Source organism: Pseudomonas sp. 7SR1 (genome assembly GCF_900156465.1).
In the GTDB taxonomy this organism is placed as follows: domain Bacteria; phylum Pseudomonadota; class Gammaproteobacteria; order Pseudomonadales; family Pseudomonadaceae; genus Aquipseudomonas.
On the sequence record NZ_LT707064.1, the window covers coordinates 2562233 to 2575606 of the forward strand.

The window sequence follows — 13374 nt, forward strand, 5'->3', positions numbered from 1 at the left end:
AGGTAGGGGTTTTGTTTTGCCTGAAAGAAAGTATGGGGGGAAGTTCGTAAGGAATTTACTCAGTTATTTTCAAGCCAGAGCACTAGAATAGCTTCACCCTAGCTGAGCCAGACCTCTTTATGTCAGATCCGTTGGACACTCATCGGTTGTCAGATCTACCCCTGAACGATCTGGTGGCTTGCCATGAGTGCGATCTGTTGATGCGCAAGCCTCAACTGGCCCATGGCGAAAAAGCTGAATGCCCCCGTTGTGGCTACGAACTCTACGCCCACCGACACAATGTGGTCGAGCGCAGCCTGGCCTTGGTCATCTCCGCTCTGCTGCTGTATGTGCCAGCGAACTTTCTACCCATCATGCAACTTAGCCTGCTCGGGCAATCCTCCCAGGACACCGTCTGGAGTGGCGTTGTCGCCTTGTTCGATACCGGCATGCAAGGCATATCGGTGGTGGTGTTTCTCTGCAGCATGGGCATACCACTCCTCAAGCTGCTGTGCCAGTTGACGGTACTGCTGACCATTCGCTTGAACATTGGCCGTAGCTACGGTTTGTTGCTCTATCGCATTTATCACCATCTACGAGACTGGGGGATGCTTGAGGTCTACCTGATGGGCGTGTTGGTAGCCATCGTCAAGTTGGCAGACATGGCCGCCATCACCATCGGCCTAGGCTTGGTGTGCTTTATCAGTTTATTGCTTGTTCAGGTGTGGTTGGAGGTGGTGATGTCACCGCATCAGATCTGGCAAGCATTATCAGGAGAAGATGCCCATGCGGGCGATTGATGCCGGCATTCTGATCTGTACCGAATGCCACGAATTGAATCGGTGGGATTGCGATGCACAAGGGCAGACCTGTACCCGTTGCGGTGCACAGGTCCACCCTCGGCGCCCGAACAGTCTGATGCGCACCTGGGCGCTGCTACTCACCGCTGCGATCCTCTATATCCCTGCCAATGTGCTGCCGATCATGACGATCAATTCCTTGGGGCAAGGTGCCCCGAGCACCATCATGGCCGGCGTCATCGAACTGGTGCAGCACGGCATGATTCCCATTGCTGCCGTGGTGTTCGTCGCGAGTATCGTAGTGCCCACCTTCAAGCTGGTAGGCATCGCCCTGTTGCTGTTTTCCGTACAGCGGCACCAGCCCATGTCTGCGCGGCAGCGCATCTTTATGTACCGTTTCATTGAGTTCATCGGTCGCTGGTCGATGCTCGATATTTTTGTAATTGCCATTCTGGTGGCCGTGGTGAATTTCGGACGACTCGCCAGTGTCGAAGCCGGTCTCGGCGCGATTGCCTTTGCCAGCGTAGTGATTTTGACAATGATTGCCGCAGTAACTTTCGATCCCCGGCTGATTTGGGATAACACGGAGTCGGATGACGACCATGACTGATTTGCCTACCGCTAAAACTCGACCGGCCTCGAACTGGTCGGCCATCTGGATCCTGCCACTGATTGCCTTGATCATCGGGGGCTGGCTCGGCTGGAAGGCATATAACGAGACAGGGATCCAGATCAGCGTGCGCTTTGAGAGCGGCGAAGGCATCCAGGTCAACAAGACCGAGGTGGTCTACAAAGGTATGCCGGTCGGCAAGGTCACGGCCCTCACGCTCGACGACGAGGGGAGCTCGAAGGGGGTCGTGGCGATCATCGAAATGAACAAGGACGTGGAACAGTACCTCAAGACCGGAACCCGCTTCTGGCTGGTCAAGCCAAGCGTCAGCCTGGCCGGGATCACAGGGCTGGAAACCCTGGTGTCAGGTAACTATGTGGCTATCAGTCCGGGTGAAGGGGAGTCCAGCCGCAAGTTCAAGGCCCTGGCCCAGGAGCCGCCATTGTCGGACGCCAAGCCGGGGTTGCACCTGACGCTCAAGGCCGACCGCTTGGGTTCGTTGAATCGGGGTAGTCCGGTGTTCTACAAGCAGATCCAGGTCGGACAGGTGAAAAGCTATCAACTGTCCGAGGACCAGAACACCGTCGAGATCAAGGTTTTCATCGAGCCGACGTATGCCAGCCTGGTGCGCAAACACACCCGGTTCTGGAATGCCAGCGGCATCAGCATCGATGCCAACCTCTCGGGTGTCAAGGTGCGCAGCGAATCCCTGGCCAGTATCGTGGCCGGGGGGATTGCGTTCGCCACGCCAGAAAGTCGCAAGGACAGCCCGCCGACGGATCCAAGCCTGCCGTTCCGTCTTTACGAGGATTTCGACGCCGCAGCCGCCGGTATCCGGGTGAAGGTCAAGCTCAGCGATTTCGAAGGCCTGCAATCCGGCCGCACGCCAGTGATGTACAAAGGCATCCAGGTCGGTAGCCTGAAAAACCTCAAGGTCGATCCCGACCTGTCCAGTGCCACCGCTGAATTGACCCTGGACCCCTTGGCCGAAGACTACCTGGTGACGGGAACGCAGTTCTGGGTGGTCAAGCCGTCGATCTCCCTGGCGGGTATCACCGGCTTGGAGGCATTGGTCAAAGGTAACTACATCGCCATACGCCCCGGCGACAAGGGCGGCGCCCCGCAGCGCGAATTCGAGGCCCGGGCAAAAGCGCCGCCACTGGACTTGCGCGCACCCGGCCTGCACCTGGTCCTGTTGACTGAAAACCTCGGATCCCTGGAGGTCGGCAGCCCGATCCTCTACAAGCAGGTCAAGGTCGGGTCGGTGCAGAGCTACCAGTTCTCTCGCAAGAAAAAGCAGTTGATCATCGGGGTACATATCGAGAAGGAATACGAAGGGCTGGTCAATGGTTCGACGCGCTTCTGGAATGCCAGCGGCATCACCCTCACGGGCGGCCTGACGGGAGGAATCCAGGTCAAGAGCGAATCGCTGCAAAGCCTGATGGCCGGCGGCATTGCCTTTGAAACGCCGGAGCCGAATGTGCCGTTGAAAAGGCGGGTCCCGCGCTTCCGGTTGCATGAGAATCGTGAAGCCGCGCAACAAAGTGGGACCGTCGTGACCATCAAGGTCGATCGTGCCGATGGCTTGCGCAGCGGTACGCCGATTCGCTTCAAGGGCTTGGATGTGGGCAAGGTCGAGGATGTGGACCTCAGTGCCGACATGCAGTCGGTATTGCTCACGGCGCGCATCACCGAGGTCCCGGAGCGTATCGCCCGGGTCGGTAGCCAGTTCTGGGTGGTCAAGCCTGAGCTGGGGTTGATCAAGACCTCGAACCTGGAAACGCTGGTGACCGGCCAATACCTCGAGGTGCAGCCGGCGGTGAAGAACCTCGGGCCGCAGAAAAACTTCGTGGCCCTTGCCAATCCACCGGAAAACGCGGTGCCTGAAGCCGGCCTGAGCCTGGTGCTGAGCGCGGCCCGCCGTGGTTCGTTGAAGATCGGCGTGCCGGTGACTTATCGCGAGGTGACGGTGGGCAAGGTCACCGGATATGAATTGGGCCAGACAGCGGATCGGGTGCTGATTCATATCCTGATCGAGCCTAAATATGCACCACTGGTGCGTAGTGGTACGCGCTTCTGGAATACCAGCGGCTTTGGTTTGGATTTCGGTTTGTTCAAAGGGGCGACGGTGCGGACCGAGTCGCTGGAAACGCTGATCCAGGGCGGCATCGCCTTCGCGACGCCAGACGGCGAGAAAATGGGCGGCCCGGCGCGAGCGGAGCAGACTTTCCCGCTGTTCGACAAATTCGAGGACGAGTGGCTGACCTGGGCGCCAAAGATCAAGCTCGGCAAGTAACAACACCGGCGTTGTCCGTGTTGACGCCATCGCGAGCAAGCTCGCTCCCACAGGGATGCAGGATCGTTCATCCAGAATCATTCCAATGTGGGGAGCGAGCTTGCTCGCGATGAGGCCTTCCGTTGCACTGAAGACTCAAAACTGGCGCAATAAAAAAAGGCCGCTATCCATTGGATCGCGGCCTTTTTCATACCCAGGTACTCACATCACACCGGATCGAGCTCCGGCTCATCGGCCTGTACATTCACCGTGGATTTCACCGCATCACGACGGCGGATGTATTTCCAGTCCGCTTCGTCGATGTAGATGCCGTTCGGGCCGCTACCGCCCTCCAGGTCGATGGCGACACTGGCGCAGACTTGCGGCTTCACGCTGGCGAGAATCGGCACGAAGCCTAATTGCAGACTGGTTTCCAGCAGCGCTGCCTGGTTCTTTTCGTCGATGTCCGCCGCTTCGTCCAGGTAATACGGCAAGCGTACGCGGCCGGCCTGTTCGCGATCCATCAAGTGCAGCAACAAGTACATGTTGGTCAGCGCCTTGATGGTCATGGTGGTGCCGTTGGACGCTGCACCGTCGATGTCGGTATGAATCACCGGCTGGCCATTGACCTTGGTGATTTCAAAGGCCAGTTCGAACAGGTCCTTGAGACCCAACTGGTTGTGGTTCGCCGCCACCAGGCGCGCCAGATACTCCTTGGCTTCTTCGTTCTTGTTGTCCTGCTCGGCGCTCTGGCTGAGATCGAAGACCGACAGGGTTTCGCCTTCCTCGTACTGGCCGGCGCTGTGGATAATCTGGTCGATGTGCTTGAGGGCTTCCTTGTTCGGCGCCAGGACGATCCGGAAGCTCTGCAGGTTGGAAACCTGGCGCTTGTTGATCTCGCGGTTGAACAACGCCAATTGATGTTCGAGGCTGTCGTAGTCGCTGCGGATATTGCGCAGGGTCCGGGCAATGTCGGTCACGGCCGCGCGGCGCGCCTTGCCCAGGGTCAGGGCTTCGTCGGTGCGGTGGGCATAGGCGTTGATCAGCAGTTGCAGACGCCGCTCCATATCGTCTTCGCTGTCGAACTTGGCCACGCCCTTGAGGCGAACCTGGGCGTATAGGGCTTCGATCTGTCCGTCGATCCGCAGCAAGCCCTGCCAGCTGTCCTGATAGTCGTTGAGCAATGGCAACAGGTTGTCCATGGAATCGTCGACCGGGTCCATGAATGGCGTGCCGAACGGCAGGTCCGCCGGCAACAACTGACGGCGGCGCAAGGCATCGTCGAGGGTGCGCTGCTTGGCTTCCATATCGGCGATCTGCCGGCCCACCAGTTGCAACTTGGCGGACAGTTGCTGGACGCGCTCGGTGAAGGCATCGCTGGAGCGCTTGAGCTCGTCCTGGGCGGCCTCCATCTGGGCCAGTTGTTCGAGCTTGTCGCTTTCCTCGGCGCTCAGGGTCTGGGTGCGTCGGAAATCTTCCAAGGCCTTTTGCGCATCCAGGACCTGTTGGTACAGGGCCTCGGTCTGGGTCTTGCTGGCAGCGCGGTCAGCGGCCACGGCCTGCTGGGTCTTGAGCTGCTTGAGCTCTTTTTCCAGGCGTTCCTTCTGGTCGCGCAACGCGGCACGGTCGGCCAGGGCTTGCAGCGCGGGTGGCTCGATATGGGACAGGTCGATGGACAGGCCCGGTACTTCGAAACGCTCGCCTTTGAAGCCGTCCAGGATCAGCTCCACGGACTTGACCCAGTCACCGTTATCGTCCAGCGCAATGCCGTGTTCACCCAATGGCAGGCTGAACAGTGCGCTGTTGAACAGGCGCATGAGGCGTTCGACGTCCTGTTGCGAGAACTCTTCACGCAGACGGGCATAGCTGTTGTTGTCGGCGTGATCAAGCTGTTGCTTGACCGACTTCAGGCGTTTTTCCAGATCGCGCAGACGTTCTTCCAGGTCTTCGGCGCTGAACTGCCGGGACTGGGCCAGGGCACCGGCCAATTCGTCGTGGGCGTCCTTGGCCGCGAGCAGTTGCTGCTCCAGCACCTTGACGTCGTCCACCAGGGCGAACCGATGCTTGAGCACCGACAATTCGCCCAGCCAGCGCTGGATGCCGGTGATTTCCCGCTCCAGGCGCATCAGTTCCTGGGTACTGCCGCGCTGGTCATTCTGCAGTGAGTCCTGTTCGTTGCGGTAGTGCTCGGCCTGGATGGTCAACTCTTCCTTGCGTGCACTGGCATAGTCCGACCAAGTTCCCAGCAGCGAATCGAGCAGGGGCGACAGACGGTGCAGTTTGCCACGCAGGATGTCGCGTTGTTTCACGCCATTGGCCAGGGCTTCCACCAGCGGGCCGGCCGCTACCAGGGAGTTGTAGTCCTGCTCCATGCGTCGTACATCGCGGAACGCTTCTTCGCACGCGGCGATGTAATCCACACTGCCGGAACGCAGGCTGTGCTCGAAGGCGTCGAGGAACAGTTGCTTGAGCTTGGCCGCGGTGATTTCGCGCATGTGCAGCAAGTTGATGAACAGCGCGCGGAAAGTCTTGAGGCTCTGTTCGCTGGTAGAACGCAGCGGGATCAGCGTCAGGTCCAGGGGAATGGAAGTATGCCCCCCCACCAGCAGGCGTCGCAGCTCATCGGGCTTGAGCTCATAGGCCTTCAGGCCCTCGCGTTCCAGGTTGGTGAACAGCTCTTTCTGACGCAGGCACGTGTCGTTTTTCTGGTAATGGGCCAAGTCCAGCTTGCCTGCATAGGCAAAGAACTGGTGGCCAAAACCGCCGCCAGGGCCTCGACCCACCACACCGATCACGTGGGGGCCGTGGGGCAGGGCGACTTCCACCAGGATATAGCTGGTGTCCGAGGCGAAGTAGAAGCGCCGGGATTGTTCCAGACTGTACTTGCCGAAGCTCATGTCCGACATGCGGGCCAGGATCGGGAACTGCAAGGCATTGATCGAGGCGGATTTACCGAGGTTGTTCGCGCCATACACCGACAGCGGTTCTTCCAGCGGGAACAGGCCAAGGCTGTAGCCGGCGGTGTTCAAAAGGGCGAAGCGGCGGATGCCGTAGCGTTCCTTGCTCATGCGTCGGTCTCCTGTTCTTCGGCAATGGCTCGGGCCAGTGCTTCTTCTTCGCTTTCACCTTCGAATTCGCTGAGATCCAGCGGATCGTCGGTCTGCAGCAGTTTTTCGTCGCTGTCCTCGTCGATCAGAACCGGAGCCGGCAACGGCAGCACGCTGTGCAGGCTGGCGGCCAGGTCGCGGTCCTGCTGGACCGACAGGCAGACATCGAGAAACCGGTGCATCGGCGGCAGGAAGCGGTACACGCCGTTCTCTTCGCTGGCGAAGCCCAGCTGGGTCATGCGGCGCATGATCTTTTCTTCGAGTTCTTCCTGGGTCTGTACTTCGGCCTGGATGAACAGGTCACGGTATTTTTCCAGCAGCGATGGCAGCTCATCGCGGCCCAGGCTACCGCCGTCGAGAACGGCGATCGGGTCGCGGCCCTGGTCGGCCAGGTGTTCGACCAGGATGAAGGTGAACAGCGCCAGGCGTTGTGCGGTCTTGTTCACCGCGGCGGCCGCCAGGTCCGGCACGAAATAGTAGAAACCACGGGTATCGCACACCAGTTCGAAACCCAGGGCCTTGAACAGCGTGCGGTACTGGTCCTGGAAGTTCGACAGTTGCGCATACAGCTCCGGGTCGCGGCGGCTGATGTGGTAGCCCTTGAACAGCTCGCGGAAAATCGGCGCCAGCTGGGACAGTTCGGATAGATCAAGATGCATGGGAAGTGCTCGCAGAATCCTCGGCGGTGTCGCCAGCCGAGAGCAGGGCGAAGGAGCGCAGGCTGACCTGATGCTCATGAGTGTGGTATTCGCGGCGTTCCAGACGCTCGCGCTTGAAACGCTTTTCCCGCGACAGGCGCGAGAACCAGTACAGCAATTCGTCGGTGGCGCCGTCCGGCTCCTGTTCCAGCAGCCAGGTCATCAGGTCCGGCATCGGCAGGGCGTCCTCGCAACGCTCGACCATCTCGCGCACCGTACGCGGCGCCCGCGGAGCATCGCCGCCCTTGTGAGTCTTGTGGGACTTGGGGAAGCGCGCCGGTTTCGGCTCGAAACGGGCCAGGGCGTACACATAGGCCTCGACCTGGCTGGCACTGCCGAGGAAGGTACTCTGCGGCCGGGTGAACAGCGGCATGGCGGCCTGCGGCACGGCATCGATGCCTTTGCGGCGGATGGCGGCCAGGGCCAGGGCTGCGCCACGGGTCACGGCGTTATGGCGACGGGCTTCTTCGCGCAGCGGCAGGAGCAGTTCGCGGGCGTGACGCAGGGTCAGTTGGGCGCTGGTCTGCATTTCCAGGATGCGGGCGTGGGTGCGCAACAACATGTCATCGTCCACCAGATGCCCGAGGCGCTGTTGTTCGGTGAGCATGCGCAACAGCACGTTCTCGACCTTGCGCACGCCTTGCTCGAACGCACCGTCGGCGTTCACCAGCTGGATCATCGGCTCGACGTATTCGTCCCAGGTCGCCAGTACTTCGGCGTAGCGCTGGCGCAGCGGGATCTGCCGGTCGCTGGTCTTGGCGCGTTCGGCCACGGCCACCAGGGCCTGTTCGTCGTTGGCGAGTTTCTTGAGCACGTCCCGCACCCGCATGTCCAGCAAACGCAACTGGCGGGCCAGGTCGTTGCCGTCGCGCACTTCGAAGGCATCCTGGATGTAGCCGGCCAGGCGCTCGAGGTGGCGCAGGTAGGCTTCGATCTCCAGGCACAGGCCCAGGCGATGTTCGCGACGCAGGTAGGCGAGAAAGTCGTGGATCTGGGCGTTGAGCTCGAAGCGGTTCGGGCTTTTCGCCACCGGCACGAGGATGTCCAGGCGGATCCACACGTCCAGCAGGTGGGTGATGTCCTGGGGCGTGCTGTCCAATTGCTGGGCGGCCAATTGTGAGCGCAGTTCGTTGAGGCTCAAGGTGCCCTGGTCGAAATGCTCGCACAACGGTTCCAGCAATGCCCAGTGTTCGGCGAGGGCGCGCAAGACGCGCTTGGGTTCGATCATCGCAATGGCCGTCGGGTTGGCAATTAAAAGCGGCAATTGTACTGCATCGGACCGGTTGCGATTCACCCCTGAGACGGACTGTCGTCGCGGATCGATCAACTAATGAGTCAACGGGGAAGCGATCCGCGTCGAAGGGCGGTAGAATCCTCCCCACTTTCAGTTATCCACAAGTGGCCGACCCTTGCTTATCGAGTCTCGTCGCCGCGCCTATCTGACCGCCATGCAGGTGGTCACCTGGCTGCCGCGTACCGAATTGCCGTTCGCCGCCCCGTCGCGGCCCGAACTGCTGGAAACGCCCGAGCCGCCTGGCGTCGTGCCGGTGGTGGCGGAGCCTGTGGCCAAGACCGTTGTCGAGCCGGTGACACCTGTCGAGCGGCCGAAGGTCGACGTGCCACGCCCGAGCCTGGCCTCGACCCGCACCAATGCCAAACCGGTGGAAGAAGTGTCGTCGACGCCGGCACCGGCCCGGGTCGCTCCGGTTCCGCCACCGCGGTTTACCCTGCAGCTGCTGCGCGCGGGGCGTTGCCTGCTGCTGGTGGAGCTGCCCACCGGCGAACCGTTCCAAAGCCGCGATCCTGCCTACCTGTTGCTCAAGGACATGCTGCGCGCCGCCGGTCTGCCGGACAGCCCACAGATCGTGGGAGAACCGGTGCGTTGGCCGCTGCTGTCCCGTGGAACGATGGACCAGGGGCCGGAAGCGGCGCGGGATTTCGTCCAGGGCTTCGTTTCAGCGCGACTCGAAGACGAGCCCTGCGTGTGTTTGTGGCTGATCGGCCTGCCAGCGGTCAAATTTGCCGGCGAGGCGGACCAGGATGCGTTCAATCGGGAATTGCAAGTCGAAGGCCTGGGCTCGGCCTGGGCAGTCCCCGGGCTGGAATTGTTAATGGAAACGCCACAGCGCAAGGCTGAAGTCTGGCAAGCCATGCGCCGGCTGATGGCGCGCTGGAAAGAATCGAATGAGTGACGCTGTATCGTTCCGCCCGATGACCGAGGCGGACCTCGACGCTGTACTGAAAATCGAATATGCGGCCTACAGTCACCCCTGGACCCGCGGGATCTTTCTCGACGGATTGAGCAAATACCAGATCTGGCTGATGTTCGAAGGCCAGCAGCAAGTGGGCCATGGTGTCGTGCAGATCATCCTCGACGAAGCGCACTTGCTCAATATCACCGTCAAGCCGGAGAACCAGGGCCGCGGCCTGGGGTTGCGCTTACTGGAACACCTCATGTCCATCGCCTTCAACGCCCAGGCCCGGGAGTGTTTCCTGGAGGTGCGCGACAGCAACCGCGCAGCGTTCCGGCTGTATGAGCGATACGGTTTCAACGAGATCGGCCGTCGGCGGGATTACTACCCGGCGGTGGGTGGCCGCGAGGACGCCGTAGTCATGGCGTGTACTCTCGTCGAGTGACGCCTTCGCGGTGTTGACGCAGGGCGGGCACCATGCCGGCAAACCCGCTCCTGCCGCAGGCCTCAGCCGGGCCGGCCGGTCTTGTGTGGGAGCGGGCTGGCCCTCGAAGAAGCCGTCACATCCTGTCCTGATTCAAGCTGACCCGGCGCCATCGCGCTTGCCATCCAGCGGGTCGATCTGCGCCATTTCCGCTTCGTCCAGGCCATCGCCCCCGCCGATGTCGTTTTCACCGACCACGCTCAGGTCCCAGTCGGCCTGCTCATCGTCGCCGCTTTCATAGGCGTCGCGTGCGCCGTCCTCGCGGATGAGGGTTTCAGGGCTCATGTCGTCTTCGGTGGGCTGATGATCATCCACAGAGGCTCCGGTCAGGCCCGCTTCGCGAACGCGTTCGCGCGGCATCAATTGTTCGCGTTCTTTTTCCGGCAGTTCGTCGCCGATCTTCGCACTGGGCTCATCATCGTCGAACTCCAGTTCGTGCATCGAACCCATGCGGTCTTCGTTGTCGTCGATGGGTTCCGGTTGCACCGCATCGAAAGGACGTCGTGAATCGTTCATGGCTACTCCTCGTTCTGGCCGTTAATGGGTGGACCCGCGGCCGGGTCGAGAATTCCAACGGCATTACAGAAGTGACCTCGGCAAGCGGCGTGCTGTCAAAGTTGCGGACTATTCTCGAGGGCTGGATAGCATGAACGAACTACAAGATCTGATTGATAACAACGCGCGCTGGGCCGATGCGATCAAGCAGGAGGATCCTGACTTCTTCGCCAAGCTGGCCCGTCAGCAGACACCGGAGTACCTGTGGATCGGCTGTTCCGATGCGCGAGTGCCGGCCAACGAGATCGTCGGCATGCTGCCGGGCGATCTGTTCGTACACCGCAACGTGGCCAACGTGGTGCTGCACACCGATCTCAACTGCCTGTCGGTGATCCAGTACGCGGTGGACGTGCTCAAGGTCAAGCACATCCTGGTTACCGGCCACTACGGCTGCGGCGGCGTGCGCGCTTCGATGCAGGATCGTCAGCTGGGCCTGATCGACGGCTGGCTGCGCTCGATCCGCGACCTGTATTACGAGCACCGCGAAGCGTTGGCCCAACTGCCCACCGAAGAGGAGCGCGTTGACCGCCTGTGCGAACTCAACGTCATCCAGCAGGTGGCCAATGTCGGCCATACCAGCATCGTGCAGAACGCCTGGCACCGTGGTCAGAAACTGTCGATCCACGGTTGCATCTACGGCATCAAGGACGGACGCTGGAAGAGCCTGGACACCACGATCAGCGGCTTCGAGCAATTGCCACCGCAGTATCGCCTGCGTCCAGTGGACGCGCCCTGAGCCCGTTGGCGTCAGTCACGATGACAGCGACGGCGCCAATGCTTGAGGAACTTCATGCCCTGTTCATTGGGTGGCTCATCATAACCGGTGATCCACCCATGACAGTTGGACGAACCGCACCGGCAGGCAAACTGCCGGTACAGTTTCGGCTCGGTGCTGGCGTAATCCATGGTCAGGCTGTCGCCCGCCTGTATGGCGGTCAGTGACCACAACCATAATTCGCTCATGTCCAGAAAGACATTCGGGTTGCAGGAATGCACCAGCAGCCCGGCGAAGCGCGGATCGTACATGTGGATTTCCGGCAGGATCTGCAAAGTGTGCAGGCGTCGTCGGCCCAACAGCAGCCCCGATACCCGGCACATCCGCTCCATGGGGGCGAACCGCCTGCGGGCGACGACGCCGTTGCCGCGCCCATTGGCGCCGCGCAGCACTTCGAAATCCCGCGCAGACGGATAGCCCAGCCGAGTGCTGAGTTCCTTTTCCGGGTAGATACAGTCCCGGCCCCGTGAACAGGATCGATCGGTCACAAAAATGGTCATGACAGTCCTTGTCGGTGCTGGGCACCCGACTTGCTGGCGCTGGCATCCTGCCAGCGTCGTGATTGACCTGGATAGTCTGGCCCCGATCCGGGGTGGTATCTACTGTCAACTCTGACAGGCGTCAAAAGCGCTTTCCCGCGTGAGCGCAGGCTTACGCGGGAAAGTCTTCTCGGCTTATACCGGTTCGGCGGGTAGCGGCATCGGCGCTTTCAATTGAGGAAGCTGCGACTTGATCGCCGGCGTCTCGCATTTCTTTGCCGCTTCGTCAGGCGTGAGCTTGCGAATCGAGGTATAGAACAACTCGCAGGTCTTTTCCTTTTGCGTGACTTGCCAGGTCTGCGTGCATTGGTTCAGCAGTGTGCTCGGATCCGTGTTCGGCTTGCTACCCATGCCGGCTTGCCAGCAGGCGGCGCTCAGATCCTGGCCCATGACTTTCAGGCCGGCCGCATCGGCCTTGGCTTCGTCGCCGTCGTAGCTGTCCGGATCGGCGGCGTACCAGATGTAGCTGGGGTGGTTGGAGCCCAGCACCGGTACCTTCAGTCCCGCCGTCGGCGTGATGGTCGCCAGGCCAAGCACGCCTACCGTCGGGCCGTACTGTGTCTTGATCCAGTTACGCACCGGGGCACCGAAGGCCACCATCGGCAATGCGGCTCCGCTGGAGCCCTGGCTGACTTGCTTGACCATGGTGGTCTGGTAGTCGTTGAAATAGTCGTAGACGCCTTCCAGGGCCGAACCGGCGTTGGATGGGGCTGCGATCGGCGCGATGTCGATGATGGTCTGGTAGGCCGGGGTCTGGTCGGCGGCGATGCCGTTGACAGTCAACAGCGTGGCCCAGCGATCCGTGGTGGCCGATTCCAGGTAGTCCTGGGCCTGGGTCAGGGAGTAATCCGGCGGGAAGTGCAGCAGTTCAACACTCTTGCGGTTTTCCAGAGCCATGCCCAGCGGCAGGAACAGGTACCAGTTGTAGGCCCATTTCTTGTCGCCGTTGAGTTTGGTGGCGCCCGTGTAGGCCAGGTCACCGGCGTTGAGCAATGCGGTCAATGGCTGGCCGTAGCTCTTCGGCACGCCGGCTATATGGGCGTAGACCGTGTCATTGTCGCGTTTGACGCTGACCTTGGCCGCGCCGTAGCCGTCGCGCTGCACGCTCTGGGTCAGGTAATGCTCGACAGTCTGCTCCAGGGTCCAGTCGCGAAAACAGATGACGTTGCAGTTGTTGGGGTAGGCGAAAAGACGGGTCACGCGTTCGGTACTGCCAAGCTGTACATCGACGTCGGCATGGACGGTGGCGCTCAGCGCCAGGGCGGCAAGGGGAAGTACTGCGAGTTTAGACATGCTCAGATCCTTTTCAGCGTATGGGCCCCTCGGAACAGGGCGCCTCCATACTGAAACAGACCGGGCT

Annotated in this window: 12 protein-coding genes; 6 read left to right on the forward strand and 6 right to left on the reverse strand. The window is 61.0% G+C overall.

The annotated features are described in order from the left end of the window. The first annotated feature begins 119 nt into the window (after nt 1-119). Genes BW992_RS11700 through BW992_RS11710 form a run of 3 tightly spaced genes read left to right on the forward strand, consistent with a single transcriptional unit; the run spans nt 120 to nt 3685 of the window. Nucleotides 120-779 (forward strand): paraquat-inducible protein A, encoded by a 660-nt coding sequence (locus BW992_RS11700; RefSeq protein WP_072459398.1) that lies wholly within the window; start codon nt 120-122, stop codon nt 777-779. Continuing rightward, the gene (locus BW992_RS11705; protein WP_072396721.1) at nt 766-1389 is read left to right on the forward strand and encodes a paraquat-inducible protein A; all 624 of its coding nucleotides are present in this window, start codon (nt 766-768) and stop codon (nt 1387-1389) included. The genes BW992_RS11700 and BW992_RS11705 overlap by 14 nt, the downstream gene beginning before the upstream one ends. Next, nucleotides 1382-3685 (forward strand): PqiB family protein, encoded by a 2304-nt coding sequence (locus BW992_RS11710; protein WP_076407336.1) that lies wholly within the window; start codon nt 1382-1384, stop codon nt 3683-3685. The genes BW992_RS11705 and BW992_RS11710 overlap by 8 nt, the downstream gene beginning before the upstream one ends. A gap of 206 nt (nt 3686-3891) precedes the next feature. Here BW992_RS11710 and mksF read toward each other — a convergent pair whose 3' ends face one another. From mksF to mksB, 3 genes are read right to left on the reverse strand one after another with little or no spacing between them, the layout of a single operon-like run. Beyond that, a complete protein-coding gene (gene mksF / locus BW992_RS11715; protein ID WP_076406258.1) occupies nt 3892-6732 on the reverse strand; it encodes an Mks condensin complex protein MksF in 2841 nt (946 codons plus the stop codon). Continuing rightward, nucleotides 6729-7430: an Mks condensin complex protein MksE gene (gene mksE, locus BW992_RS11720; protein WP_072396725.1), complete on the reverse strand. Its 702-nt coding sequence runs from the start codon at nt 7428-7430 to the stop codon at nt 6729-6731. The genes mksF and mksE overlap by 4 nt, the downstream gene beginning before the upstream one ends. Beyond that, nucleotides 7420-8697 (reverse strand): Mks condensin complex protein MksB, encoded by a 1278-nt coding sequence (mksB, locus tag BW992_RS11725; RefSeq protein ID WP_072396727.1) that lies wholly within the window; start codon nt 8695-8697, stop codon nt 7420-7422. Before mksB ends, mksE begins: the two co-directional genes overlap by 11 nt. A gap of 181 nt (nt 8698-8878) precedes the next feature. Between mksB and BW992_RS11730 the strand changes: the two genes are divergently transcribed. Both BW992_RS11730 and rimI read left to right on the forward strand, forming a co-directional pair. Continuing rightward, on the forward strand, nt 8879-9661 hold the full coding sequence (locus tag BW992_RS11730; protein ID WP_072396729.1) for an energy transducer TonB: 783 nt from the start codon (nt 8879-8881) through the stop codon (nt 9659-9661). Beyond that, entirely contained in the window at nt 9654-10106 is a 453-nt protein-coding gene (gene rimI / locus BW992_RS11735) for a ribosomal protein S18-alanine N-acetyltransferase (protein WP_072396731.1), read from the forward strand. Before BW992_RS11730 ends, rimI begins: the two co-directional genes overlap by 8 nt. 132 nt (nt 10107-10238) lie before the next feature. On the opposite strand, the gene BW992_RS11740 is transcribed toward rimI, so the two are convergent. Beyond that, the gene (locus BW992_RS11740) at nt 10239-10661 is read right to left on the reverse strand and encodes a serine kinase/phosphatase (protein ID WP_072431544.1); all 423 of its coding nucleotides are present in this window, start codon (nt 10659-10661) and stop codon (nt 10239-10241) included. 130 nt (nt 10662-10791) lie between these two features. On the opposite strand from BW992_RS11740, the gene can reads away from it, so the two are divergent. After that, on the forward strand, nt 10792-11436 hold the full coding sequence (can, locus tag BW992_RS11745) for a carbonate dehydratase (protein ID WP_072396736.1): 645 nt from the start codon (nt 10792-10794) through the stop codon (nt 11434-11436). 11 nt (nt 11437-11447) lie between these two features. Here can and BW992_RS11750 read toward each other — a convergent pair whose 3' ends face one another. Further along, nucleotides 11448-11975, reverse strand: a complete 528-nt coding sequence (locus tag BW992_RS11750; protein WP_072431545.1) for a lysine methyltransferase — start codon at nt 11973-11975, stop codon at nt 11448-11450. Nucleotides 11976-12149: 174 nt separating this feature from the next. After that, nucleotides 12150-13307: a hypothetical protein gene (locus tag BW992_RS11755; RefSeq protein ID WP_072396751.1), complete on the reverse strand. Its 1158-nt coding sequence runs from the start codon at nt 13305-13307 to the stop codon at nt 12150-12152. Between the last annotated feature and the right edge of the window lie 67 nt (nt 13308-13374).